Genomic DNA, 22,536 nt, shown 5'->3' with positions numbered 1-22,536 from the left:
CCCGCTCGCGTCGGTGGCACGGACGCCGGTCGACCGGTATCGCCGTTGGATCCCGGGACCACAGAGATTAACCGAGCGTCGCGGAAGTGACACCCGTGAGCGACCTCTCGTCGGAGACTGACCGTTCGGCCCCGGGCAGGGACGGGAGCGACGGCCCCGTCCGCGACCGCGACGCGCGCGGTCGGTCGGGGTACGCGGCGTTCCTCGACGAGCTGTCCGCCCGCACTCGCCTCATCGACCTCGTCGCGCTCTGCCTCCCGCCGACCGTCCTCGTCGCCGTGTTCGCGCTCCCCCGAGCGACCCGCCGGTCGCTCGCGTTCGCGTACATGGATCCCTCCTTGTTGTCGGCGTTCACGGCGCACTACGTCCACCTCGGCGCCGACCACCTGCTCGGGAACCTCGCCGGGTACGGGCTGCTCGCCGGGACCGGATACGCGCTCGCGGTCCTGAGCGGGCGCCGGCGCCTCTTCTTCACGGCGTTCGTCACCTACCTCGGCGCCTTCCCGTTCGCGCTGTCCGCGCTGAACCTCGCCGTCCCGCGGAACGCGATCGGGTTCGGCTTCTCGGGCGTCAACATGGCGCTCGCCGGACTGCTTCCCATCGTGTGGTACTACTACGCCCGCGAGCAGTTCGCGCCCGGGGCCTCCGTCGCCGCGCTGCCGGCGGTCTTCTTCGCGCTCGTCGGGTGGATCGCGCTCCTCGCGCTGCCCGTCTCGACCGCGGGCATCGGGCTTGCCGGCCTGTCGATCGGGGTCGCGGGCGCGCTCCTCGCGCTGCTGTACGCGGCCAGCAGCGGGGTGCGGCTCCCGCGGCCGCTCGGGGAACACGCGAAGTCGGTCGCGGCGCGCCCCGGCTACGGCGACCTGCTCGCCGTCGGTGCGGTGGTCGCCGTCGGCTACCCCGTCGTCGGGTTCCCGTCCGACCCCGCGAGCGCCGGCAGCGTCGTGAACCTCTACGTCCACCTCCTCGGGTTCTGTCTGGGCTTCATCGGCCCGTTCGCGCTGCTCGCGGGGGGTATCTTCGACGAGTAACACCGCCCGCAACCCTCCGGACTCGCCTCCACCCACGAACTTATTAGGACACGCCGCCGTTCAGCGATCGACGGCCACCTGACGCTCGGGCGACAGGAACCGCTTCGCGGCGATAGCCGCCCCGAGACCGTCGCCGACCCGAGACTGCGGCTCCGACGAGACCGGCTTCGACCGAGATCGACATTATGTCCATCAAACGAACGCTGTCCGTGGCCCTTCAGGCGGCCGCGGTGCTGGTCGTCGTCTCGCTCGTCGTCGGCCAGTTCCTCGGACAGCCGATACTCCTCAGCTACGTCGAGACGGGGAGCATGCAGCCGACGCTCTCCCCGGGCGACGGGTTCGTGGCGATCCCCGCGCAGATCGCGGGCGGGATCGGCCCGGGAGACGTCGTGACGTTCGACGCCCAGGAGATCCAGGGCGGCGGCCTGACGACCCACCGCGTCGTCGAGGAGACCGAGCGCGGGTACGTCACCCGCGGCGACAACAACCCCTTCACCGACCAGGACGGGGGTGAACCGATCGTCCAAGACGCCGACGTCGTCGCGAAGGCGCTCCAGGTCGGCGGCGGCGTCGTCGTGATACCGCACTTGGGCACCGTCGCGATGGGGTTCCAGTCCGCCTTACAGTCCGCACAGACGTGGCTCGCGGTGACGTTCGGCGTCCGCTCGTTCCAGGGGACGCAGGGGCTCGCGTACATCGTGTTCGGGCTGTCGATCGTCGCGTACGCGGTCGACTGGTACCTCAACGCCGGCACGCGCGACCGCGAGTCGCGCGACCGCTCGCGCGACGACGGCACCTCCGTGTTCGCGATCCTCGGCGTGCTGGCGCTCGTGTTGATGGCCACCGCGACGGCGGCGATGGTCGTGCCGGGCGGGACCCAGGAGTACGGCGTCGTGAGCGCCGAGTTCGAGTCGGAGAACCCGACCGTCATCGAGAGCGGCACGAGCCAGGAGCTCGAGTACGTCGTCCCCAACGCCGGACTCGTCCCGGTGTACGCGTACGTCACGCCGGCGAGCCCGGGCGTCGACGTCGACCCGGAGCGGCTCTCGGTGGCAAGCCGCGGCGAGGCGTCGACGACGGTGACGCTGTCGGCGCCCGACGAGACGGGGTACTACCGCCTGTTCGTCGTCGAACACCGCTACCTCGCCGTGCTGCCGCCCGGCATCGTCGACGAGCTGTACGGGGTCCACCCGTGGGCGCCGCTCGTCGCGATAAACGGCCTGCTCGGCGGCGGCATCGTCTCGATCGGGCTGCTGCTGTTGCGCGGCGAGCCCGCCCGGATCCGATCGCGCGGCTCCCGCGAGCGCCCCCCGCTCTACAAGCGCCTCCTCCGCGAGTTCTACAGGTAACACATGTCCGCAGACGCTCCCAACGAACGCCGACTTCGACTCCGCGCCGTCCTGAACGCACAGTCCACCGCGATCCTCGTCGTCTGTCTCCTCCTCGTCGCGGTCGGGGCGGGGCTCGCGTACACGACGCACGTCGACCCCGGCACGGAGACGGAGAGCCGGACGGTCTCGTCGCTCACCGTCGAGAGCGAATACCGCCACAGCGCGACGGTGACGGAGCCGAACGCCGTCTTCGAGACCGGCACGGTGCTCGACGGGCGCGACACGTACTTCACGCGGGTCGCGCCGGAGCTCGACGTGGACGTGGCGACGAGCTACGCGGCGTCGACCGCCGAGAACGTGACCGTCGAGGTCGGCTCGACGCTCGTGATCCGCAACGTCGGCGAGGAGGGGACCGTCTACTGGCGCGAGACGGAGCCGCTCGCGTCGGAGACGGTCTCCGGCGTCTCCCCCGGCCAGACGGTGAACGCCTCGTTCGCGCTCAACAGCACCGCGATAGACGGGCGGGTGGCGTCGATCGAGGAGGAGCTCGGCGCCTCGCCCGGCGAGACGGAGACGTTCGTCACGACCGAGGTGGCCGTCGACGGGTCGATCGGCGGCGTCCCGACGGCGTCGACGCAGACGCTCGACATGACGATCACCCACGGCGGCGACACGTACTCAGTCTCCGAGCCCGGGGTCCAGTCCGACACCACGGAGCGGACCGAGCCCGTGACCGTCGAGCGGGAGTACGGCGTGCTCCGGTCGTTCGGCGGCCCGCTCCTCCTGCTCGTCGGCCTCGTCGGCGCCGGCGGGATCGGCTACGCGACGCGGGAGTACGACCTCGCGCTCACCGACGCGGAGCGCGAGTACCTCTCGTACCGCGACGACCGCTCGGAGTTCGCGGAGTGGATCACGACGTTCCGGCTCCCCGCGTCGGTCCACGAGCGCCCGACCGCCGAGGCCGGGTCACTGCGAGACCTCGTCGACTTCGCGATCGACAACGACACCGGCGTCGTCGAAGACCCGGAGACCGGCGCGTTCCACGCCGTCTCCGGGGAGTTCGTCTACACCTACCGCCCGCCCGCGCCGGCGACCGCCCCCGGGGAGGGCCCCGCCGACGGCGAGGCGGTCACCGAGTCGGATCCGGCAGCGACGGCGGGGAGTCCGGACTCGGCCGCGACCCCTTCGGGTCCCCCCGGGGACGGCGACTCGCCGGACCGCGGGGTCGACGCCGCCAACCTCGACGCTCCCGATGTCGACGTGCCGGACGAGGGAGACGTCTGGGGGACGGACTCCCGACCGACCGACGGCGACGCGACGGACTCGGCCGAACGGGACGACGAAAGTGACTGATTCCCCCCGGCGGTGATCGGTTCCCCGGACGCGACCCGTCTCCGCGCGACTCCCGTTCAGTCGCCGTCGCGCCCCGATTCGACCTCGTCGCGCCAGGAGTGTTCCGGCTCCCAGCCGAGCAGGCGCTCCGCCTTCGAGCAGTCGAAGGCGGACTCGTCGCCGTCGAGGTCGCAGTCGGCGGGGCGGTCGCCGTGAACCGCTTCGATCGTCGCGGCGGTGTCGCGGCCGAGGAAGTTCTCCGCGGCGACGATCAGCACCGCTTCGTGGCCGTCGATCTCGGTCTCGGGGTCGATCCCGGCCTCGATCGCGGAGACGACGTCGCGCACGTCGACGGACGACCAGCAGTTGCCGCTCGGCTCCGCGGTCGCGGGGTCGAACGTCTCCCGGGCCTCGCGGCGCCGCTCGTCGTCCGGGTAGGTCACCCACGAGAGGCGCAGCGAGATTGCGGGGACGCCGTGCCGGCGGGCGGCGGCGGCCGCGACCTCCTCGCCGACGACCTTCGAGAGGCCGTACGGGTCCTCGGGTTCCGTCGGCGTCTCCTCGTCGATCGGGAGGCGGTCGGGGAGCCAGTCGTCCTCGGCGAAGACGGTGCCGTAGAGGCTCTCGCTCGACGCCCAAACGATCCGGGCGTCGGCGGCGCCGGCCGCGTCGAAGACGTTGTACGCGCTCTCGACGTTGTTCGCGAACACCCGCGAGCCGGCGTGGTCCTCGGGGTGCGGGATCGCGGCGAGGTGGACGACAGCGTCGGGCGCGGCGGCCTCGACCACCTGGCGCGTCTCGCCGTAGTCGGTGAGGTCCGCCGCCACGTAGTCGACGTCGTCGCGGCGCTCGTCGTTCGGGGGCGTTCGGCGGTCGACGGCGACCACCTCCCGGTCCGCGTCGGCGAGCGCGTCGACCGTCCACGCGCCGACGCCGCCGGCGCTCCCGGTGATCAGTACGGTGTCCATGTCCCCGCGAGCGCGTTCGGGGAAAAAGGCGCGGCGATTCGCTTACGCCGAGGCCTCGTAGCCGGCGTCCTCGATGGCGGCCACGACGGCGTCCACGTCCACGTCGCCCTCGACGGTCGCGGTGCCCGCCTCGTGGTCGGCGCTCGCGGACTCGACGCCCGGCAGTTCGCCGAGCGCGTCGGTCACGTTGTCCTCACAGCCCGTACACGACATGCCGTCGACGTCTATCGTCGTCATGCGCGCCAGTTTGCGCCGCGGACACAACTGCCTTTCCGTCGCCCACGACACGGCCGGTTTCCCGGACGCCTCGCGTCCGGCCGCCCCCTGTTCGGCTGCCCCCTGTTCGGCCGCTCGCCGCCCGGACGCCTTTTGCCCGCGCCGGCCGAACGCCCGACCATGCGCACGCTCGACGAGACGGACCGAGAGATCATCCGGCTGCTGCTGGCCGACGCGCGGCGGCCGTACAGCGACATCGCCGAGCGCGTCGACCTGTCGGCGCCCGCGGTGTCGGACCGCGTCGACCGCCTCCGCGAGATCGGGGTGATCGAGGGGTTCACGCTCCGGATCGACGGCGACGCGCTCTCCGACGGGCTGTCCGTCTTCGCGACGCTTTCGGTCGCGCCCGCGGACGCCGAGCGCGTCCACCAGGCGGTCGCGGGCCACGAGCGCGTCGAACACGCGTTCCTCACCGCCGACGGCGAGGTGACGGTCGTCGCCCGCGTCGAGGAGGAGACCGCCCGCGACCTCGTGGACGACGCGGTCGGGCTGGAGGCCGTGGACGAGCTGTCGGTGCGCCCGCTCGACGCCCACGAGTGGTCGCCCGCGGTCGGCGACGCGGACCTCGCGGTCGAGTGCGTCGAGTGCGGCAACACCGTCACCGCGGAGGGGGAGTCGGCCCGGATCGACGGGACGCTGTACCACTTCTGTTGCGGCTCCTGCCGGGAGAACTTCGAGCAGCGGTTCGACCGGATCGAGGAGGGGGCGTAGTCGGGAGACGGTCTCGACGCGCCGCGGAGAGTAACCTACTTGAGTGCCCGCCGGTTAGCCGGAGTCGCAGTCCCGTGGTGTAGTGGCCAATCATAATGGCCTTTGGAGCCATTGACGGCGGTTCGAATCCGCCCGGGACTATTCTCCGAACGAAGTGCGGACGAGTAGTCCCGACCGCGGATTCGAAGCAGGGAACGGAGCGAAGCGGAGTGACCGCGGTTCGAATCCGCCCGGGACTATTCCGAACTCTCTCGCGAGCCGCGGCGCTCGCTGTCCGTCGCCGCCTACCTCTCGTCGAAGAACTCGTCGAAGAGGGCCCGGACGCGCCCCTCGATCTCGTCGCGGATCTCCCGGACGCGCTCGACGTCCTGTCCGTGCGGGTCGTCGAGGGCCCAGTCGCGCCCCTCGACGCCGTCGGCCAGCGTCAGCGTCGAACAGCCCATGGTGGCGACCACGTCGCACGCGTCGAGCTCCGCGGTCGAGACCTCGCGGGGGACGCGGTCGGCGAGGTCGATGTCGAGTTCCCGCATCGCCGCCACGACCTCGGGGTGGACCTCGTCGGCCGGGCGCGTGCCGCCGGTCACGATCTCGACGCGGTCGTCGAGGCCGCGCTCGCGGCGCTCGCGCTCCGCGAACGCCGCGGACATCTGGCTGCGCCCGGCGTTCTGGACGCAGACGAACCCGAACGTCACGACGTCGTCGTTCATACCCGTGCGTCTCGGCGCGCCGGATTAACGGTTCCTAAGAGGGCTATTGGGCGGTATATATCTCGCGCGGCGACCTCGGCGGACAGGTATCGGCGATCGGCGCTCACTCCAGCACGACGGAGAACCCCCACGTCGCCGACGACTCCGGTTCGGCGTCTCCGGACACGACCGAGACCGTCGTCTCGAACCGGTACTCGCCCACCGGGAGGCAGGCGTCCCCGCCGGGCGTCGCGTACAGGTCGATGAAGCGCTCGCTGGACTCGCCGGGGTCGAGCGCGAACGTCCGGTACTCCTCGGTGATCGCGATCGCGTCGGCGAGCCGCCAGCAGCCGGGTTCGGCGGGGTACTCGGCGTCCGCCGGAAGGAGCACGAGCGCGTCGTCGCCGTCGGAGACGTACTCGAAGTGCGCGGCGCGTCGCTCGCCGACGCGAACCCGCTCGTCGCCCGCGTTCGTCAGCCTCGTGCGGAGCCGCGGCGGATGGTCCGTCGTCGCGGCCTCGCGAGCGACCTCTACGGCCGGCCGAATCGGGAGCTCGACCTCGTCGTCGACGGAGACGATCGAGACGCCCGGCCCGCCGGTTCCCTCGGGGCGCGTGCCGCCGGCGTCGGTGCCGTTGCCACCGTCGACGCCGCTGCCGTCGCTACCGTCGCCGGCGTCGGGAGCCGACGCACAGCCGGCGAGCGCGAGCAGCCCGGCCGCGCTCGCGCCGCCGACCCCGCGGAGGTAGCGCCGTCGCGTCGGTGTCATGGGTCCGGCAGCACCGGCGTGCGTATAGCCTTACTGCCGGGGCGCTCCCCCCGCGGATCATGTGTGTTATTTTTTAGCATGTAGGTCGTGGGGGTCCTATGGAGATTAGCGATTACCGGGACGCGGTCGCGGCGAACCGGCGCGACCACGGCTTCGAGGCGGTTGAGGCGGGGACGGAGGAGTTCGAGCGCATGTGGATGACCCGCGAGACGGACGACACGCTCGGCGACGTGGCGGTGTTGGCGACGCTCGTCGAGGCGGACGAAACTGAGGGAGACGGGATCGACGCTGAGACGCTCGCGGACACCGCGGCGGCGTTCCGCGATGTGCTCGCCGACCGGATCGACCCCCAACCCGGACGCGCGGACGGCGGGGAGGCGCCGACGCCCGTCGGCTACGTGACGTTCGCGACCCCCGAAACCGACGCGTCGCTGCTCGACGCGATGAACGGGTTCACGGTCGCGAAGCGCCGCACGAACGTCTTCCCGCTCGTGTACGACACCGAGGCGGAGCGGCTCCACCGCCACGAGGTGCCGCGGCTGAAGGGGCGCGGCATCTACCGCCGGCAGGCCGACGACGCCGAGCGCCTCTTCGAGGTATAAATAGCGGGCAGTGGATCGGGCGTGAGCGTCGCCAACGTGGCGGCCGATCGGTTATAAATAGCTGATTGTGGATCGGCGGTGACCACCTCCAAAGCCCCACCCGACCGCGACCGCACAGCACCTCACACCTCCCCAGCCTCGTCAGTCGCCTCCGCTTCGCTCCGGCGACTGACTCCCTCGCGCGTGCTCCTCGCGGCCTCCGCTTCGCTCCGGCCGCTCGCAGGCGCACGCCACCGCATCGGTCCCGATACGCGTAGCGCGGATCGACCGCTGTGGGATTTAAAAATAGTAAAACGCCGAACCGCTCGCGCGCCGCTCAGACGAGTCGCGCCGCGATGCGCGCCGCGCCGTCAGCGGCCGCGAGCGCGGGCTCCTCGGGCGAGACGACCTCGACCTCGCGGTCGAGCTCCTCGCTGAGGCGCTTCTCGAACTCCTCGGTGAGCCCGGGGATACACGCCATGCCGCCGGTGACGGCGAGCGGGCGCCCGAGCGCCAGCTGGTAGGGCTTCATGTGGTCGTTGGCGAGCTCGGGGAGGAACTCGTTGGCGACCACGTCGACCGCCTCGTCGATGTAGCGGTCGATCGGCTCCTGAACGCCGCGGTCGACGGTGAACTCGTGGCTCCCGCCGCCCGGCTGTTGGACCACGTCGGTGAACGGCTCGAAGTCGTACACGTCGCCGTGCTGTTCCTTGTACTCCCGCGCGGTCGTCCGGTCGATGTGGACCCGACCCTGGGTCTCCTCCTCGACGGCGGCGACGATCCGGCGGTCGACCTCGTTGCCCGTCACCGAGCCGGTCGAGAACGGCGAGAGCTGCTCGCCGCGCCGGTAGGCGCACGCCTCCATCGTCGTCGAGCCGAGGTTCACCGAGACGAACACCTCGTCGATCGCGTCGAGGTCGTCGCCGTAAGCGGGGATCGCCCCGCACAGCGACTCGGGGTAGCTCCGCGTCTCGACCTCACCGATGGAGGAGCCCTCGATCACCGACTTGAGGTTCTCGACGCCCGCCTCGTTGTCGATGGTCGGCACCGCGTAGACGACCGCGCTGTCTTCGGGCACGTCGTGGGCGTCCACGACCGCCTCGAAGAAGCGCTCGGCGTCCGCGACGCTGTCGTCGTCCTCGGGGAGCCCCGAGCGCAGCATGAAGCGCACGCGGTCGGGGTACTCCACCGCGGCCTCCTCGCCGAACAGCACCTTCTCCTCGCCGGTGATGGCGTCCTCGTAGGTCGCGAGGCAGGTCAGTATCGAGTGGCGCTCGCGGCCGCCCCGGCCGTCGGGGATGTCGAGCACCGTTCGGGTGCTGCCGAGTTTCACGCCGACCGCTGCCGATTCGTCCGATTCGTTGATGTCCGTGGATTCGTCGTCGCTCATTGGTCACTCGCACACGAAGCGATCCGGACGATGGAGACGAGGCTGATCCGGTGGTCCGCGGGGGTGAACACGCGGTCGCGCGGCGGGGCGTCGAACCCCTCCAACCGGCGCGAAAGCGCCGCGACCGCGTCGTCGCCGACCCAGTCGAGCTCGCCGTAGTAGGACAGCGCGTCCCGGCTCCGCACGTGGCCGCCGACGTCGACGAGGTAGCCGAGCCACTCGCCGATCTCGCGTTCCGCCGCGGGCGACGCCGGGATCGCCGTCAGGTACGGTCGATCCGCGCTGTCGCCGTTCAACCGCGCACCACGCTGACGCTGGAGCAGCTCCGTGAACGCGGCCGAGCGCGCCGCCTGCTCGGCTCGGTTCCGGTTCGGCCGCCGGAGCGCCCGCTCCCGAGGCGCTCCGTCCGCACCGTCTCGCGGGGCGTCCGCGATCCGGCGCAGCTCCCGTACGTCGTATTGTCGTGGATTCAGACTCATGTTCCGTCCGTCGTTCGCGTCCGTACCCGAACCGTCTCGGCGGGGTTATATGATAGTTGGCTCTCAGTTATCAGCGGTGAGAAACTACCGCGGGTGACGCTGTCCCGGTACCGGCGGGGCCGTCCGCGTCACCGGTCGTCCGACTCGGCCCACGGGAGGGGCTCGGTACACCAGTGACAGAAGTCGAGGTCGGCGTCGACCTCCTTGCCGCAGCTGGGACAGGTCACCTCCAGCGTCTCGCCGTCCGCGCCGTCGTCGGCCGCGGCCGGCGGGGACCGACTCCCTCCCGGTCCGTCGTCGCCGTCCGCGTTCGCGGCCCGCCGCCGCATCGCCTCGGTGGCGGCGTCGACGCGGTCGCGCTCGGCGGCGTCCGCCCGCCCGACGAGGTACGCGTCGAGCGCCGACAGCGCGGACAGGAGGACGATGGGGAGCGCCACGTCGGTGGGGACCGCGGCCGATACCGCCGCGGGGTCGGCGAGGGGGTCGACCGGTTCGACGTCGTACAGCGCGAACAGCGCGACCCCGCCGCCGACGATCGTCAGGTGCCACAGCAGCGCCCGCCCCCATCGGCGCAACGATAGGTGGCCGAGCCCCGGGAACACCAGCGCGAGCAGGGCGGCGAGGACGGGACGCAACTGGCTTCGCATACGGCCGCGGTTCGGCCGGCCGGTACTTAGGCCTGCGGTGTCGTCGCCGTCGCGCGGCGGTCGCCTCCCCGACCGACTCGGTCCGGATAACAACCGTTAATCGCGGCCCGCTCGTCGGCCGCCACATGAGCAGCCAGCGGGCGACCGCGTTCGTCCCGGGCCACGTCACCGCCTTCTTCAGCGCGCACCCCGCGGACGACCCGGCGGTCGCCGGCTCGCGCGGCGCGGGCGTGACGCTCACCGACGGCGTGACCGTCCGGGTGTCGGCGCCGGCCGGCGAGACCGATGCGGCGACGGGCGGCGACGGCGGCGCGAACGGCGACGCCGCGAGCAACGGACCCGGATCTCGCACTATCGACGGCGAGCCCGGATCGATCGGCGCGGTCGACGACGTCCTCGCCGAACTTGACGCGCGCGGCGCCGACGTGGCCGTCGAGACCGACCTCCCGATCGGCGCCGGCTTCGGCGTCTCGGGCGCCGCGGCGCTGGGGGCCGCGCTCGCCGCGAACGACGCGTTCGACCGCGGCCGCTCCGAGAACGACCTCGTCCGGATCGCCCACGCCGCGGAGGTCGGCCGCGGGACCGGCCTCGGCGACGTGGTCGCGCAGGCGCGCGGCGGGGTCCCGGTCCGGCTCGAACCGGGCGCGCCCGGCGTCGGCGAGCTCGACGGCGTCCCGGCGACCGCGCGCGTCGAGTACGTCACGTTCGGCGAACTATCGACGGAGGCGGTGTTGGGCGGCGACACCGACGCACTCACGGCGGCGGGCGAGGACGCCTTGGACCGCCTCCGCGCGGACCCTCGGCTCCCGACGCTGATGGACGCGGCCCGGAGGTTCGCCCGAGAGGCGGACCTGCTCGTCCCCGAGGCGGCCGAGGCGATCGCGGCGGTCGACGCTGACGGCGGCTCGCCCGAATCGTCCGGCTCGCCCGACGACCTCGGCGCCGCCATGGCGATGCTCGGCCGTACCGTCTTCGCGCTCGGGACCGGGCTCTCGGACGCGGGCTACGACCCGAACGTCTGTCGGATCGACGCCGCGGGCGCGCGGCTCGTCGACGAGCGCGGCCGGGAGTAAGGATTTTGAGTCGCTCGGCCGGAATAGCGGTATGGCCGGATCGCTCCGTTCGTTCTTCGACGAGCTCGAGGCGCCGGACCGGCACCTCGTCCTCCTGAACCGGTCGTCGCCGGACCCGGTCCGAAACCTGCTGGACTCGCTTCTCGACGGCCAGCCCGTCTCGGTCAGGGAGGCCGAGGCCGACACCGCGGCCGACGACGACGACGTGGTCGCCCTCGTCGAGGACGGATCGGTCGTGGCGCGGTCGACCCTCGACGAGCTACTCGAATCGGTGCTGCTCATCAACTCCGACCTCTACAAGACCGGCGGGATCGAACTCGGCGAGGTCGCGCTCCCGGCCGTGTTCGAGGGGCTCGACGAGGTCCCGTTTCAGGTCCGCGGCTACCCCGAATCGAACAAGGAGAAGCTCCTCCTCATCATCATCTCGCGGGTGATAGAGCGGATCGCGGTCGAACACGGCGCCGGCACGCTGCGCGCCTCCTTCCAGCGGCTCTCGCGGATCGACGACGAGCGCGGCACCCGGTCGGTGTACGAGCAGGTCGCCGGGAGCGGCGTCGACGTCCACGTGTACGGCGTCGGGGAAGCGGACTCGCTCTCGGGGCTCCCGATCACCGTCCACACCGGGACCTCCTACCCGTATCAGCGGTCGTGGTTCGTCGTGTTCACGCCGCTGGAGGGCGGGGACGGCGACCACGTCGCGCTGCTCGCGCTCGAAGACGAGCCGAACGTCTGGGACGGGTTCTGGACGTTCCGCCCGGAGCTCGTGACGCGGATCGAGCGGTACATCGCGGAAGAGGTCTGAGGCGGGCGGTTAGGGGAGAACCGTCGCATCGGGGCGGCGAGCCTGTCGACTTACTGAAGTTGGAGTTTTTGCGGTGGCGCGTGCCTGTGAGCGCCCGGAGGGCGCGAACAGCACCGCGCGAGGGAGTCAGCCGGCCGGAGCGAAGCGGAGGCCGGCTGACGAGGCTGGGGAGGTGTGAGGCGCTGTGCGGTGCGGGGTGGGACTCAAAGGGGCAGCCGTGAGGACGGCGCACGCTCGCTGCGCTCCTCAGTCGCTCACTCCGTCGCTCCCTGCGGTGCTTACGTCGCCTGCGCCGTCCTCACGGCTGGGGCTTTGGAGGTGTTCACCGCCGATCCGCACTCAATCATTTATAAGCGAGCGGCCGGGGCTCTGGAGGCGTTCGGCGGGGGTCCGCGATCAGTGACGTATCCCGCCACCGCCGACGAACAAAGCTTTACCGCGTCGCCCGCCTATCTCCGGCAAATGGTACTCGACGACCTCGGCACGTCCCTGCGGAGCAGCCTCGACAAGCTCCAGGGGAAGTCCCGACTCTCCGAGAGCGACGTCGAGGAGATCGTCAAGGAGATCCAGCGCTCCCTCCTCTCCGCCGACGTCGACGTTTCCCTCGTGATGGAGCTGTCGGACTCGATCAAGTCCCGCGCGCTCGAAGAGGAGCCGCCGGGCGGCACCACCGCGAAGGACCACGTCCTCAAGATCGTCTACGAGGAGATGGTCGAGCTCGTGGGCGACTCCACCGAGCTCCCCCTCGAGAACCAGACGATCCTGCTGGCCGGCCTCCAGGGGTCGGGGAAGACCACGTCCGCGGCGAAGATGGCCTGGTGGTTCTCGAAGAAGGGGCTCCGCCCCGCGGTGATCCAGACGGACACCTTCCGCCCCGGCGCGTACGACCAGGCGAAGCAGATGTGCGAGCGCGCCGAGGTCGACTTCTACGGCAACCCCGACAACGACGACCCGGTCGACATCGCGCGCACCGGCCTCGAAGAGACCGCCGACGCCGACGTCCACATCGTCGACACGGCCGGGCGCCACGCGCTCGAGGACGACCTGATCGCGGAGATCGAAGAAATCGAGGGCGTCGTCGACCCCGACCGCTCGCTGCTCGTCTTGGACGCCGCGATCGGTCAGGGCGCGAAGGACCAGGCCCGCCAGTTCGAGAAGTCGATCGGCATCGAGGGCGTCGTGATCACCAAGCTCGACGGGACCGCGAAAGGCGGGGGCGCGCTCACCGCGGTCAACGAGACCGACTCCTCCATCGCCTTCCTCGGCACCGGAGAGACGGTCCAGGACATCGAGCGGTTCGAGCCGTCCGGGTTCATCTCCCGGCTGCTCGGGATGGGGGACTTAAAACAGCTCTCCGAGCGCGTCGAGCGCGCGATGCAGGAGACCCAGGAGGAGGACGGGGACTGGGACCCGGAGGACATGCTTCAGGGCGAGTTCACCCTGAAGGACATGAAACGGCAGATGGACGCGATGAACAAGATGGGGCCGCTCGACCAGGTGATGGACATGATCCCCGGGCTCGGCGGCGGGATGATGGACGAGCTGCCCGACGACGCGATGGACGTCACCCAAGACCGGATGCGCCGCTTCGAGCGCATCATGGACTCGATGACGGAGGAGGAGCTGGAGAACCCCCGCGTCGTCGGTCAGTCCCGCGTCGAGCGCATCGCCCGCGGCTCCGGCACCGACGAGGAGACGGTCCAGCAGCTCCTCGAACAGCACTCGATGATGGAGGAGACGATCGGCCAGTTCCAGGGGATGGGCGAGGGCGACATGCAGCGCATGATGAAGAAGATGGGCGGCGAGGGCGGCGGCCTCGGCGACATGATGGGCGGCGGGAAAGGGCCGTTCTAAGTAGTCGTATCCGTCGAAATCCTGGCCCTCAAACTACATTAAGCCATCATTTAGTATTTTTAGCAGGAACACATCGGCTATGGTCCCCTACGTCAGCGACGTTCTGTTCAACGAGCCGCAGGGTCGGCCCAGCTCACTCGTCCAGTTCGGCGCGTCGGTCTCTTTCTCGTGTGTGTTCGTGTATGCGTGGAGCGTCGGCGAAGCTGGAGCGGTAGTGCCGTGGGTACTGTTCTTTATCGTCGGAACCGCGCTGTCCGGACTCGCCGAATCCCTTCCGAAAACCCGACGACGGGCGGCCGGTCTACTGCGTCTCACAGCCATCCTCGTGTTCGTCTGTTTTCTCGCCACATTGTTCCTCGCCCCGGAGTATATCATTGAGTGACGGACGGCCGTTCTCAACACGGTAGGGGCGGATCCGTACCGCACGTCGATGTGTGGATCACCCGTACCGAGCGAATCCGATGAAAACCGCACGAGATATGAGAATTTCAGCGGAGCTAAGCAGGACACCATCCCCGAACTGCTTGTGTATTTATAAATGACTGCGCGGTGCCGGTGGTGCTGAATCACGAATATCCAGCTGTTTATTTATAAGCCGTCGCCGTCGCGGGGGCGGTGAATCCTTTTGACTCCTCGATCGCTCGTTTATAACTCGATAACTGTGACGCGGCGGAGACCACCTCCAAAGTCCCAGCCGTTCGTTTATAAATAACCGATTGGGAATTGGCGGAGACCACCTCCAAAGCCCCAGCCGCGAGGCCGCAGTACGCTCGCTGTCGTTCGAAAGGCGCTTCGCGCCTTTCGTGATGACGAGAGAGCTTTGCTCTCTCGAACCACNNCCTCACGCCTCCCCAGCCTCGTCGCTGGTCCGGAGCGTAGCGGAGGACCAGCGACTCCCTCGCGCGTGCTCCTCGCGGCCGCCACCGGCGGCCGCTCGCAGGCACGCGCCACCCGGGAAATCGAGATGACATATCGATCCGTACCGGCAGCCCCCGAGCGCTTCAGGCCCTTTATAGGGGTGACCGGGCTACGGCTTGTCGATGGCCCGGGACCGGATCGGCGAGTACGACGCCCTGATCCTCGTCTCGCTCGTCTGGTTCCTCGGGAAGTTCGTCCGCTACCTCTTCCCGCCGCTGTTCGAGTCGATCCAGGGCGCCTACGGCGTGAGCAACGCCGTCGTCGGGACCGCGTTCACCGGGTTCATGGTCGTGTACGCCCTCCTCCAGTTCCCGAGCGGCGCGGTCGCGGACCGACTCGGCCCGGTGCGAGTGATCGTCGCCGGCGCGCTCGTCGCCGGCGCGGGGTCGCTCGCCGTCGTCTTCGACGCGCCCTTCGCCGCGCTGGTCGCCGCGATGCTCGTCATCGGCGCGGGGACGGGCGTCCACAAGACGGTCTCGGTGCGGCTGATCGCCCGCGTCTACCCCGCCCGCACCGGGCGGATGCTCGGCGCGCACGACACGCTCGGCGCGATGGGCGGGGTCGCCGCGCCCGCGGTCGTCGTCGCCGTCCTCTCGGCGCCGCCCGCGCTCGCGGCCGTCCTCTCGCGCCTCCCCGGCGCCGACTGGCGCGCGCCGTTCCTCCTCACCGGCGTCCTCGCGGTCGGGCTCGCGGCCGCGACCGCGGTCCGGCTCTCCGGCTCGCCCGCGGCGACCGGCGCGACCGGGAGCGACGACGGCGACGACCCCGGCACGCGCGAGTACCTCAGACTGTTCCGAAATCCCCGGTTCTCGGCGTTCGTGCTGGTGACCGTCGGCTTCTCGTTCGCGCACAACGGGCTCGTGGCGTTCCTCCCGCTGTACCTCTCCGAGGCCGCCGACCTCGCGACGTCGACCGCGAACCTCCTCTACTCGCTCGTGTTCGCGGTGACGTTCGTCCAGCTGGTCACCGGCGACCTCTCCGACCGCGTCGGGCGGTTCCCCGTGATGGTCGGCACGCTCGGCCTGGCGGCGGCGGCGCTCGTCGCGCTCGTCTCGCTCCCGAGCCTCGGGCTCGGCGCCGTCGCGGCCGCCGTCGTCGTCGCCCTCTTCGGCCTCGGCTCGCACGGCTTCCAGCCCGTGCGCAGCGCCTACCTGATGGAGCTGCTCCCGGAGCGCCTCGCCGGCGGGGGGCTCGGCGTCGTCCGGACGCTGCTCATGGGGGCCGGCGCGCTCGCGCCGAGCGCGGTCGGCATCGTCGCCGACGCGGTCGGCTTCCGGCCGGCGTTCGCGCTGCTCGCGGGCTCGATGGGACTGGCGGCGGTCGTCGCCGCCGGGCTCTGGGTGACCGAGTGACGGTTCGCCGGCCTCCGGGCCCCTGACGGCACTCGCAGCGCTCAGTCGAGGCTCTCGGGCTGGAACGCCTCCGGGTCGAAATCGTGCTCTCGGAGGCGGTCGGCGTCGACCGCCCGCAGCACGGACTCGTTCGTCGCTTCGAGGACGACCGGCGGGGCGACGCCGGCCTCCGCCGCCTCGACCCACCGCCCGACGCAGAGGCACCAGCGGTCGCCCGGCTCCAGCCCGGGGAAGTCGAACTCGGAGCGCGGCGTTATCAGGTCGTTACCGCGCTCGCGGCTGTACTCGAGAAACTCGGCCGTGACGACCGCACAGAGCGTGTGCTCGCCGGCGTCGCCGTCGACGTCGCGGCAGCGGCCGTCGCGGAGGTATCCCGTGACGGGATCGTCGCCGCACGGGGCCAGCTCGCCGCCGAACACGTTTCGGTCCCCGGGCTCGCCGTCGGAGTCGTCGGTCGACATGGAACCGGGTACGGTCGCCGACGGCATAAGCGGCCGGCGAGCCGCCGCGGGCCGGCCGTCGGGCGTTCGGCCGTCGGTATAAGTACCGCGCCGTCGAACGGTCGCGTCATGAGCCGGAACGACGAGGTCGCGACGCGGCTAGAGGAGTTCGCCGACCTCCTCGAGGCGACGGGCGTCGAGTACAAGCCGACCGCCTACCGACGGGCGGCCGAGAACGTCCGCGACCACCCCGCGCCGATCGAGGGGCTCGCGGCCGACGGCGAGGACGCGGTCGCCGAGATCGACCGCGTCGGCGACGCGATCGCCGCGAAGATCGTCGAGTACGTCGAGACCGGCGCGATCGAGGAGCTGGACGAGCTCCGCGAGGAGCTGCCCGTCGACATGGCCGGGCTGACCGCGGTCGAGGGCGTCGGCCCGAAGACGGTCGGCTCGCTGTACGACGCGCTCGGAATCTCTGACCTCGACGAGCTGGAGGCCGCCGCCGAGGCGGGCGAGATCCAGGAGGTGTCCGGCTTCGGCGCGAAGACCGAACAGAACATCCTCGACAACGTTCCATTCGCCCGCGAATCTCGCGAGCGCACCCGGCTCGGAGACGCCCGCCCCGTCGCGGACGACGCGCTCGCGTACCTCGCCGATCTCGACCCCGTCGAGTCCGCCGAGGTGTGCGGGTCGATCCGGCGGTGGAAGCCGACCATCGGCGACGTCGATCTGCTCGTCGCGAGCGAGGCTCGCGACCCGATCGTCGAGGCGTTCACCGACTGGGAGGCCGCGGACGCGACGATCGAGGCGGGCACCGGGAAGGCGAGCGTGCGCGCGGACGGCACCCGCGTCGACCTCCGGATCGTCGACCCCGACGAGTTCGGCGCCGCGCTCCAGTACTTCACCGGGTCTCGCGCGCACAACGTCGCCGTCCGCAACCGGGCGATCGACCGCGGGCTGAAGCTCAACGAGTACGGCCTCTTCGACGTGAGCGACGTCGACGGCGAGGGGGCCGAGGAAGCGAACGGAGACGCCGGCGGCGACGGAAACGCCGCCGAAGAACCCGACTCGACGCGCGCCGGCGAGCGCGTCGCGGGCGAGAGCGAGGACGAGGTGTACCGCGCGCTCGACTTAGATCCCATCCCGCCCGAGCTGCGAGAGGACCGCGGCGAGGTCGACGCGGCCGCCGAGGGGCGGCTCCCCTTCCTCGTCGAGCCCGGCGACCTCCGCGCCGACCTCCACACCCACACCGACTGGTCCGACGGCGGCTTCTCGATCGCCGAGATGGCGCGGGCGGCCGAGGAGCGCGGCTACGACTACCACGTCGTCACCGACCACGCGACCGGGCCGGGGATGGTCGGCGGGGTCGGCCTCGACGAGTCGGACATCGAGGAGCAGGCCGCGGCGGTCGCCGAGGCGGCCGACGAGGTCGACATCCCGATCCTCCACGGGATCGAGGCCAACATCGACGCCGACGGCGGCCTCGCGACCGACGACGAGATCCTCGCCGCGCTCGATCTGGTCGTCGCGTCGCCCCACGCCGCGCTCGGACAGGACTCGGAGGCGGCCACCGAGCGGCTAATCCGCGCGGTCGAACACCCGCACGTCGACGTCCTCGGCCACCCGACCGGCCGTCTCATCAACGAGCGGCCGGGGCTCGACCCGGACGTCGAGGCGGTCGCCGCGGCGGCGTCGGCGAACGGGACCGCGATCGAGGTGAACGCGAACCCCGCTCGGCTCGACGCCGACGGCGAGTTCGTTCGGGCCGCCATCGAGGCGGGGGCGACGATCGCCGTCGACACCGACGCTCATTCTCCGCGCGAGCTCGACAACGCCCGGTACGGGATCCACACCGCGCGGCGGGGCTGGGCCGAGACGTCGAACGTGCTCAACGCGCGCTCGCTCAACGGGCTGCGGTCGTTCCTGCTGTAGATGACGGACCGGGCGGGCGACGGTCCGGCGGGCGACGCCGGCTCGTCGACGAGTGACCGGCCGCGGGTCCTCCTCGACGTGATGTGCGGCAAGCTCGCCACGTACCTGCGGCTGTGCGGGTACGACGCCGCCTACGCGCTCGACCGCGGGGTCGAGGCCGACGACCGGGTCCTGTCGCTCGCCGCGGCCGAGCGTCGCGTCCTCCTCACTCGGGACCGCGACCTGGCGGAGCGCGCGAGCACGACGGCCGACGCCGACCCACGGCCTGCGGCCGTCCTGCTCACCGAGCGCGACGTGATCGACCAGCTCCGCGAGCTCGACGCGGCCGGCCTCCCGGTCGAACTCGCCGACGAGCCGACGCGGTGCGGCTCGTGTAACGGCCCCGTCGAACGCGTCGGCGCCCCTGAGGCGAACGCCGCTCCGACCGACCCGCCCGACTACGTCCCGGACGACGTGGGTTCGGACCGGCCCGGGTGGCGCTGTACCGAGTGCGGGCAGTGGTTCTGGAAGGGCGGACACTGGGACGACGTCGCGGCGCGGCTGGACGACCTGTGAGCGTAACCGGTTTGCCCGCCCGTCGCGTACTCGCCGGCAATGGAACGCGAACGGGCAGTCGACCGCCTGGAGACGCTCGTCGACCGCGTCGCGAGCGAGCCGATGCCGGTGCCCGTCCGCGAGGTGTGGGCGTTCGGCGACGTCGCGCTCGGGCTCGACCCGGTCGAGCGCCTCGACGTCTACCTCACGAAGGACGTGATCATGGGCGGCGACAGCGACGCGGCCGCCGACTTCGAGGCCGAGTACGGCGTCAAAGGGGTTGGCACCACGGTCGACGCCGCGTGGGCCGAGGCGCACCCGGACCGCGTGCGCACGAGCGACAACGGGTACGCGGCGCCCGAGAAGTGCCTCGCGGCCGAACTCGTTCAGGACGACATGCCGATCCACCTCGAAGTGTGTAACGCGGGCTTCGAGGACAACGTCCGCCAGCGCCTGAAGGGGGCGCTCGCCCGCGACGCCTACGAGGAGGTGCTCGACCCCCGCGGCGTCTGCCTCTGGGTCGACGGCGAGCGCGACGACGAGGCGTTCGACCGCCTGCGCGAGGCCTCGCTCGCGATGCCGACGCTGCCCGCCGCGCTCGGGATGCTCGGCGCCGACGAGGACGCCGCGAACGCGGCCGCCGACGTGCTCAAACAGCAGCGAGCCGAGCAGGAGGGGGCCTCGGTGCGCGGCGACATGGTCTGATACGGACGCGCCGCGACGCTATTTATAAACGAAATGCGGTGGGGTGGCGCGTGCCTGCGAGCGGCCGCCGGGGGCGGCCGCGAGGAGCACGCGCGAGGGANGCCAGCGACGAGGCTGGGGAGGCGTGAGGTGCGGTGTTGCGCGGAAGGGGGCGGGACTCAAAGGGGCAGCCGCGAGGGGACCGTAGGCGACGCCAAGCACCGCAGCGAAGGAGCGGAGTGACTGAGCGAGGAGCGCAGCGAGCGTACGGTCCCCTCGCGGCTGGGGCTTTGGCAGTGTTTGCCGCCGATCCACGGTCAACCAGTTATAAACTACACTCGGAACCTGTCCCTCCGACTTATAAATAATCACCTACCCGATTCGATTCACGTGCTCTCTCACTCCACTCGTCCGACGGTCACGTCGAAGGGGACGTACTCGACGCGCTCGTACTCCTCGGCGCCGATGGCGTCGACGACTTCCCGGCCCATCTCCCGCCAGCGCCCGCGGAGGTCGTCGTAGGCCGCTTCGGAGGTCGCGGCCACCAGCTCGTCGCGGTGGTCGGCCAGCCCAGCGCCGGAGGCCTTCCGCGCCGCCGACCGCAGCGCGGCCTCGGCGTACGGCGGCTCGGTCCGCTTCTCGTGGACGTAGCGCCGCGTCCGCACGTCGACCAGCCCGGCCGCGTCGAACGCCTCGCGCACGCGGTCGCCGAGCGCGACGTCCGTCTCCACCCCGTCGACGTACGCCTCGCGCGCCTCCCGCTCCAGCCGCTCCTCGGCGTCGACCGACGACGCCACCCGCACGTCGGCGTTGTCCGGCTCGACCGCGGCGACGAGGTCCGAGGAGACGCGGGCGAGCTCCCGGACCGCCGCGGTCGGGTCCGGGAGGTTGATCAGCAGGGCCTGACAGACCGCGAGGTCGACCGCGTCGTCGCCGACCGGCAGCCGGGTCGCGTCGCCCGCGAGGTAGTCGATCCGCGCGCCGGCGTCCGTCCCCGGCTCCGCGTCGCGGGCGACCGAGAGGAGCTCGGGGTCGGCGTCGACGCCGATCACGGTCGCGCCCGCTTCCGTCGCCCCTCCGTCTCCCACGGCCCCGTCCGCCTCCGCGGCCAGCACGCGGGTCAGTTCCCCGGTGCCGCAGCCGACGTCGAGGACGCGCTCGCGGCTCGCCAGCTCCAGGTCAGCGAGCGCGTCGCGGCCGTCCTCCCACATCCCGCGGCGGGTGTGTTCGAGGTACTCGGCGGAGAAGCGTCGCACGGGCCCGCTTCGCGGCGGGCGAAAATAAACGTCCGGAGATCGGTCGGGCTCGGTCTCGCCGCGCGTCCCTCACTCGTCGCTGTCGGCGCTCCCGAACCCCAGCACGTCGGCGGCGAGGACGGCGGTCACGCCGGCGCAGTAGCCGACGAACGCGCTGGTGACCCCGATCGCGGCGAAGCTCACCGTCACGTCGCCGATCGCCGGGTTCCCGCCGTTGACGCCTGGGACGCCGACGAGCGTCCCGAGGAGGACGAACCCCCCGAGGACGAGCGCCGGCACGACGCCGACGGCCAGACACGCCGGCCCGCCGCAGCGCGCGTACGCCCCGGCGGCCGCGAGGGGCCCGGGCGCGTAGAACACCAGCAGCGGCAGGAGCCGGTCGGTCAGCGCCGTCGCCGTCGTGGCGCCCGCGGACTCGGCGACGAACGCGGCGACGAGCGCGAGCGCCACGACGCCGGCGAACCCGACCACCAGCCCGACCGCGCGGTCGCGGCGGCGTCCGAACAGCAACGCCTTCGTGGTGGGCATGTCCGTGGATCGCTCGCGGGATCACTTAAATCCGCGTCGGACGGACGGCGTCCTCGGCGGGAACAGAGACGGGGCCGCCGGGAACAAGCAGGCCTCAGTCGCGACGCAGCTCGCGCACCCGGTCGATGTTCCACGCGAAGCTCTTCCCGTCCTCCGTCGGCGTCTCCAAGGCGAGCGGCACGTCCGTCAGGTCCGGGTGGTTGAGGAACCGCTCCATCCCTGCCTCGCCGATGTGCCCCTCACCGATGTGGGCGTGCTCGTCCTTGTTGGTGCCGCACTCGTGTTTCGAGTCGTTGAGGTGGACGTACTCCAAGTGCTCCAGCCCGACCACGTCGTCGAACTCCCCTATCGTCTGATCGACGGCTTCGGGCGTCGAGAGGTCGTAGCCCGCCGCGAACGCGTGGGCGGTGTCGACGCAGACGTCGATGTCCGTCTCCGTGCGGTCGATGATCCCCGCGAGGTGCTCGAACTCGCCGCCGAGCTTCGTCCCCGCGCCGGCGTCGCTCTCGATCAGGATCGTGACGCCGTCGGGCACGTCGAGGTCGTCGATCACCGACGCGGCGTTGTCGAGGCCGCCCTCGACGCCGGCGCCCGTGTGCGCGCCGAGGTGGACGTTGACGTACGGAATCCCCAGCTTCTCGGCCGCGTCGACCTCCTTTTGCATCGAGTCGAGCGACTTCTCGCGGAGCCCCTCCTTCGGCGTACAGAGGTTCACGAGGTAGGAGGTGTGGATCACCCACGGCCCCTCCATGTCGCGTTCGGTGCCCTCGCGGAAGCGCTCGGCCTCCCCGTCGTCGATGTTCGGGTCCTGCCACACCTGCGGCGAGTGGGTGAATATCTGCCCGCAGTTGCCGCCGACCTCGACCTGATTCGCCACGGCGTTGTCCACGCCGCCGGCGATGGAGACGTGCGCGCCGACCTTGAGACTCATAGCGGATACAGGGGGGCGGCCGAAAAAGCCC

24 protein-coding genes and 1 tRNA gene are annotated in these 22,536 nt (G+C 71.2%); 14 read left to right on the top strand and 11 right to left on the bottom strand.

What is annotated here, in order from left to right; all coding sequences use genetic code 11:
* Positions 1–95: 95 nt before the first annotated feature.
* The 3 genes from C470_RS06050 to C470_RS06040 all read left to right on the top strand — a co-directional run bounded on the left by C470_RS06050 (position 96) and on the right by C470_RS06040 (position 3,715).
* Positions 96–1,031 carry a hypothetical protein gene (locus C470_RS06050; protein WP_008365953.1) on the top strand — a complete coding sequence of 312 codons (936 nt, stop codon included), beginning with the start codon at positions 96–98 and terminating at the stop codon, positions 1,029–1,031.
* Positions 1,032–1,216: 185 nt separating this feature from the next.
* Positions 1,217–2,380 carry a signal peptidase I gene (locus tag C470_RS06045; RefSeq protein WP_007994634.1) on the top strand — a complete coding sequence of 388 codons (1,164 nt, stop codon included), beginning with the start codon at positions 1,217–1,219 and terminating at the stop codon, positions 2,378–2,380.
* 3 nt (positions 2,381–2,383) lie between these two features.
* Positions 2,384–3,715: a DUF5305 domain-containing protein gene (locus tag C470_RS06040; RefSeq protein ID WP_008365951.1), complete on the top strand. Its 1,332-nt coding sequence runs from the start codon at positions 2,384–2,386 to the stop codon at positions 3,713–3,715.
* 56 nt (positions 3,716–3,771) lie between these two features.
* Here the strand turns inward: C470_RS06040 and C470_RS06035 are convergent, their stop codons facing one another.
* Complete coding sequence (locus tag C470_RS06035; RefSeq protein ID WP_008365948.1) at positions 3,772–4,662, bottom strand: NAD-dependent epimerase/dehydratase family protein; 891 nt, start codon at positions 4,660–4,662, stop codon at positions 3,772–3,774.
* Positions 4,663–4,704: 42 nt separating this feature from the next.
* Positions 4,705–4,899: a heavy-metal-associated domain-containing protein gene (locus tag C470_RS06030; protein ID WP_007344879.1), complete on the bottom strand. Its 195-nt coding sequence runs from the start codon at positions 4,897–4,899 to the stop codon at positions 4,705–4,707.
* A gap of 159 nt (positions 4,900–5,058) precedes the next feature.
* On the opposite strand from C470_RS06030, the gene C470_RS06025 reads away from it, so the two are divergent.
* Together C470_RS06025 and C470_RS06020 are read left to right on the top strand one after the other, a co-directional pair.
* Positions 5,059–5,649 (top strand): AsnC family transcriptional regulator, encoded by a 591-nt coding sequence (locus C470_RS06025; RefSeq protein WP_007344878.1) that lies wholly within the window; start codon positions 5,059–5,061, stop codon positions 5,647–5,649.
* Between the two features lie 68 nt (positions 5,650–5,717).
* A tRNA-Gln gene (locus C470_RS06020) sits at positions 5,718–5,790 on the top strand.
* Between the two features lie 143 nt (positions 5,791–5,933).
* Here the strand turns inward: C470_RS06020 and C470_RS06015 are convergent.
* The gene (locus tag C470_RS06015; protein WP_008365946.1) at positions 5,934–6,356 is read right to left on the bottom strand and encodes an arsenate-mycothiol transferase ArsC; all 423 of its coding nucleotides are present in this window, start codon (positions 6,354–6,356) and stop codon (positions 5,934–5,936) included.
* 103 nt (positions 6,357–6,459) lie between these two features.
* The gene (locus C470_RS06010) at positions 6,460–7,104 is read right to left on the bottom strand and encodes a hypothetical protein (RefSeq protein ID WP_008365944.1); all 645 of its coding nucleotides are present in this window, start codon (positions 7,102–7,104) and stop codon (positions 6,460–6,462) included.
* Positions 7,105–7,202: 98 nt separating this feature from the next.
* On the opposite strand from C470_RS06010, the gene C470_RS06005 reads away from it, so the two are divergent.
* Positions 7,203–7,706, top strand: a complete 504-nt coding sequence (locus C470_RS06005) for a hypothetical protein (protein WP_008365942.1) — start codon at positions 7,203–7,205, stop codon at positions 7,704–7,706.
* A 316-nt stretch (positions 7,707–8,022) separates the two neighbouring features.
* Here the strand turns inward: C470_RS06005 and C470_RS06000 are convergent, their stop codons facing one another.
* The 3 genes from C470_RS06000 to C470_RS05990 form a co-directional block, all read right to left on the bottom strand.
* Entirely contained in the window at positions 8,023–9,075 is a 1,053-nt protein-coding gene (locus C470_RS06000) for a cell division FtsA domain-containing protein (RefSeq protein ID WP_008365940.1), read from the bottom strand.
* Positions 9,072–9,554: a FlaD/FlaE family flagellar protein gene (locus C470_RS05995; RefSeq protein WP_004595141.1), complete on the bottom strand. Its 483-nt coding sequence runs from the start codon at positions 9,552–9,554 to the stop codon at positions 9,072–9,074. Before C470_RS05995 ends, C470_RS06000 begins: the two co-directional genes overlap by 4 nt.
* 128 nt (positions 9,555–9,682) lie before the next feature.
* Positions 9,683–10,201: a zinc ribbon domain-containing protein gene (locus C470_RS05990; RefSeq protein ID WP_007344874.1), complete on the bottom strand. Its 519-nt coding sequence runs from the start codon at positions 10,199–10,201 to the stop codon at positions 9,683–9,685.
* 125 nt (positions 10,202–10,326) lie between these two features.
* Between C470_RS05990 and C470_RS05985 the strand changes: the two genes are divergently transcribed.
* From C470_RS05985 to C470_RS05965, 5 genes are all read left to right on the top strand, one after another.
* The gene (locus C470_RS05985; RefSeq protein ID WP_008365938.1) at positions 10,327–11,274 is read left to right on the top strand and encodes a pantoate kinase; all 948 of its coding nucleotides are present in this window, start codon (positions 10,327–10,329) and stop codon (positions 11,272–11,274) included.
* Between the two features lie 31 nt (positions 11,275–11,305).
* Positions 11,306–12,076: a DICT sensory domain-containing protein gene (locus C470_RS05980; RefSeq protein WP_008365936.1), complete on the top strand. Its 771-nt coding sequence runs from the start codon at positions 11,306–11,308 to the stop codon at positions 12,074–12,076.
* Positions 12,077–12,538: 462 nt separating this feature from the next.
* Positions 12,539–13,930 carry a signal recognition particle protein Srp54 gene (locus C470_RS05975; RefSeq protein WP_008365934.1) on the top strand — a complete coding sequence of 464 codons (1,392 nt, stop codon included), beginning with the start codon at positions 12,539–12,541 and terminating at the stop codon, positions 13,928–13,930.
* A gap of 79 nt (positions 13,931–14,009) precedes the next feature.
* Positions 14,010–14,312, top strand: coding sequence for a hypothetical protein (locus C470_RS05970; RefSeq protein ID WP_008365931.1), 303 nt, complete (start codon positions 14,010–14,012; stop codon positions 14,310–14,312).
* A gap of 658 nt (positions 14,313–14,970) precedes the next feature.
* Positions 14,971–16,200 carry an MFS transporter gene (locus C470_RS05965; protein ID WP_008365929.1) on the top strand — a complete coding sequence of 410 codons (1,230 nt, stop codon included), beginning with the start codon at positions 14,971–14,973 and terminating at the stop codon, positions 16,198–16,200.
* Positions 16,201–16,241: 41 nt separating this feature from the next.
* On the opposite strand, the gene C470_RS05960 is transcribed toward C470_RS05965, so the two are convergent.
* Complete coding sequence (locus C470_RS05960; RefSeq protein WP_008365928.1) at positions 16,242–16,661, bottom strand: DUF2237 family protein; 420 nt, start codon at positions 16,659–16,661, stop codon at positions 16,242–16,244.
* Positions 16,662–16,769: 108 nt separating this feature from the next.
* On the opposite strand from C470_RS05960, the gene C470_RS05955 reads away from it, so the two are divergent.
* From C470_RS05955 to C470_RS05945, 3 genes are read left to right on the top strand one after another with little or no spacing between them, the layout of a single operon-like run.
* Positions 16,770–18,572, top strand: a complete 1,803-nt coding sequence (locus C470_RS05955) for a helix-hairpin-helix domain-containing protein (RefSeq protein WP_008365927.1) — start codon at positions 16,770–16,772, stop codon at positions 18,570–18,572.
* On the top strand, positions 18,573–19,127 hold the full coding sequence (locus C470_RS05950; RefSeq protein WP_008365926.1) for a Mut7-C RNAse domain-containing protein: 555 nt from the start codon (positions 18,573–18,575) through the stop codon (positions 19,125–19,127).
* Between the two features lie 39 nt (positions 19,128–19,166).
* Positions 19,167–19,811 carry a DUF7095 family protein gene (locus tag C470_RS05945; protein ID WP_008365924.1) on the top strand — a complete coding sequence of 215 codons (645 nt, stop codon included), beginning with the start codon at positions 19,167–19,169 and terminating at the stop codon, positions 19,809–19,811.
* A 377-nt stretch (positions 19,812–20,188) separates the two neighbouring features.
* Here C470_RS05945 and C470_RS05940 read toward each other — a convergent pair whose 3' ends face one another.
* The 3 genes from C470_RS05940 to C470_RS05930 all read right to left on the bottom strand — a co-directional run bounded on the left by C470_RS05940 (position 20,189) and on the right by C470_RS05930 (position 22,505).
* Positions 20,189–21,046: a class I SAM-dependent methyltransferase gene (locus tag C470_RS05940; RefSeq protein ID WP_008365922.1), complete on the bottom strand. Its 858-nt coding sequence runs from the start codon at positions 21,044–21,046 to the stop codon at positions 20,189–20,191.
* A gap of 69 nt (positions 21,047–21,115) precedes the next feature.
* Positions 21,116–21,574 (bottom strand): hypothetical protein, encoded by a 459-nt coding sequence (locus tag C470_RS05935; RefSeq protein WP_007344866.1) that lies wholly within the window; start codon positions 21,572–21,574, stop codon positions 21,116–21,118.
* A 94-nt stretch (positions 21,575–21,668) separates the two neighbouring features.
* Positions 21,669–22,505: a deoxyribonuclease IV gene (locus tag C470_RS05930; protein ID WP_007994608.1), complete on the bottom strand. Its 837-nt coding sequence runs from the start codon at positions 22,503–22,505 to the stop codon at positions 21,669–21,671.
* Between the last annotated feature and the right edge of the window lie 31 nt (positions 22,506–22,536).

The sequence above is a fragment of the Halorubrum distributum JCM 13561 genome (assembly GCF_000337395.1).
GTDB lineage: Archaea > Halobacteriota > Halobacteria > Halobacteriales > Haloferacaceae > Halorubrum > Halorubrum distributum.
This window is presented reverse-complemented; position numbering and strand designations above follow the sequence as displayed.

What these genes read in the sequence shown, in the direction of transcription:
- C470_RS05935 (WP_007344866.1), bottom strand. Translation starts at nt 21,574, where the DNA reads ATGCCCACCACGAAGGCGTTGCTGTTCGGACGCCGCCGCGACCGCGCG.
- C470_RS06000 (WP_008365940.1), bottom strand. Translation starts at nt 9,075, where the DNA reads ATGAGCGACGACGAATCCACGGACATCAACGAATCGGACGAATCGGCA.
- C470_RS05990 (WP_007344874.1), bottom strand. Translation starts at nt 10,201, where the DNA reads ATGCGAAGCCAGTTGCGTCCCGTCCTCGCCGCCCTGCTCGCGCTGGTG.
- C470_RS05960 (WP_008365928.1), bottom strand. Translation starts at nt 16,661, where the DNA reads ATGTCGACCGACGACTCCGACGGCGAGCCCGGGGACCGAAACGTGTTC.
- C470_RS05945 (WP_008365924.1), top strand. Translation starts at nt 19,167, where the DNA reads ATGGAACGCGAACGGGCAGTCGACCGCCTGGAGACGCTCGTCGACCGC.
- C470_RS05930 (WP_007994608.1), bottom strand. Translation starts at nt 22,505, where the DNA reads ATGAGTCTCAAGGTCGGCGCGCACGTCTCCATCGCCGGCGGCGTGGAC.
- C470_RS05975 (WP_008365934.1), top strand. Translation starts at nt 12,539, where the DNA reads ATGGTACTCGACGACCTCGGCACGTCCCTGCGGAGCAGCCTCGACAAG.
- C470_RS06015 (WP_008365946.1), bottom strand. Translation starts at nt 6,356, where the DNA reads ATGAACGACGACGTCGTGACGTTCGGGTTCGTCTGCGTCCAGAACGCC.
- C470_RS06005 (WP_008365942.1), top strand. Translation starts at nt 7,203, where the DNA reads ATGGAGATTAGCGATTACCGGGACGCGGTCGCGGCGAACCGGCGCGAC.
- C470_RS05950 (WP_008365926.1), top strand. Translation starts at nt 18,573, where the DNA reads ATGACGGACCGGGCGGGCGACGGTCCGGCGGGCGACGCCGGCTCGTCG.
- C470_RS06035 (WP_008365948.1), bottom strand. Translation starts at nt 4,662, where the DNA reads ATGGACACCGTACTGATCACCGGGAGCGCCGGCGGCGTCGGCGCGTGG.
- C470_RS05980 (WP_008365936.1), top strand. Translation starts at nt 11,306, where the DNA reads ATGGCCGGATCGCTCCGTTCGTTCTTCGACGAGCTCGAGGCGCCGGAC.
- C470_RS05995 (WP_004595141.1), bottom strand. Translation starts at nt 9,554, where the DNA reads ATGAGTCTGAATCCACGACAATACGACGTACGGGAGCTGCGCCGGATC.
- C470_RS06010 (WP_008365944.1), bottom strand. Translation starts at nt 7,104, where the DNA reads ATGACACCGACGCGACGGCGCTACCTCCGCGGGGTCGGCGGCGCGAGC.
- C470_RS06040 (WP_008365951.1), top strand. Translation starts at nt 2,384, where the DNA reads ATGTCCGCAGACGCTCCCAACGAACGCCGACTTCGACTCCGCGCCGTC.
- C470_RS05955 (WP_008365927.1), top strand. Translation starts at nt 16,770, where the DNA reads ATGAGCCGGAACGACGAGGTCGCGACGCGGCTAGAGGAGTTCGCCGAC.
- C470_RS06045 (WP_007994634.1), top strand. Translation starts at nt 1,217, where the DNA reads ATGTCCATCAAACGAACGCTGTCCGTGGCCCTTCAGGCGGCCGCGGTG.
- C470_RS05985 (WP_008365938.1), top strand. Translation starts at nt 10,327, where the DNA reads ATGAGCAGCCAGCGGGCGACCGCGTTCGTCCCGGGCCACGTCACCGCC.
- C470_RS05970 (WP_008365931.1), top strand. Translation starts at nt 14,010, where the DNA reads ATGGTCCCCTACGTCAGCGACGTTCTGTTCAACGAGCCGCAGGGTCGG.
- C470_RS05965 (WP_008365929.1), top strand. Translation starts at nt 14,971, where the DNA reads ATGGCCCGGGACCGGATCGGCGAGTACGACGCCCTGATCCTCGTCTCG.
- C470_RS06030 (WP_007344879.1), bottom strand. Translation starts at nt 4,899, where the DNA reads ATGACGACGATAGACGTCGACGGCATGTCGTGTACGGGCTGTGAGGAC.
- C470_RS06025 (WP_007344878.1), top strand. Translation starts at nt 5,059, where the DNA reads ATGCGCACGCTCGACGAGACGGACCGAGAGATCATCCGGCTGCTGCTG.